This is a genomic window from Bartonella sp. CE47NXGY, from assembly GCF_042195415.1.
GTDB lineage: Bacteria > Pseudomonadota > Alphaproteobacteria > Rhizobiales > Rhizobiaceae > Bartonella.
In genome coordinates, this window is the sequence record NZ_JBHIOI010000276.1 from 1 (window position 1) to 575 (window position 575).

1 protein-coding gene is annotated in these 575 nt (G+C 42.1%); it reads right to left on the reverse strand.

Features of this window, described 5'->3' with window-relative positions; all coding sequences use genetic code 11:
- A partial coding sequence (locus ACFIL3_RS11080) for a DnaB-like helicase C-terminal domain-containing protein (protein WP_375682305.1) occupies nt 1-575 on the reverse strand: 575 nt, incomplete at both ends.

Consider the following 575-nt stretch of genomic DNA (forward strand, 5'->3'; position numbering starts at 1 on the left):
TTTGAACCACTTGTCATGAGTTGAATATAATCAATAATCAAGACATCTAGACCATGTTGTCGTTTAAGACGCCTTGCACGAGCGGACAATTGTGCAATAGACACCCCACCCGTTTGATCAATATAAAGAGGGATTGTTTGTAAGGAACGCATTGCGTGAATAATTTTTGCAAATTGCTCTTCTGAGATATTACCACGGCGCATATCAGAAGAAGAAACCTTTATTTGCTCTGAGATAATACGAGTTGCAAGCTGTTCAGTTGACATCTCAAGTGAAAAGAAACCAACAATACCCCCTTCATTGGCTTGGCTGTTATCATGACGCTTGCAAGCATTGGCAATATTAAAAGCAATATTGGTCGCCAGTGAGGTCTTCCCCATCCCAGGGCGCCCCGCAAGGATAATCAAATCAGATGCTTGTAATCCCCCCATTTTCTCATCAAGTGTTTTGATATGGGTAGCTATCCCTGAGAGCCTTGAAGAACGCTTTTTCGCAGCGCTTGCCATGTTAAGTGCTTTTGCAATGGCTGTATCAAAATTTTCAAACCCACCCCCATATTTTCCTTTTTCTGCTAG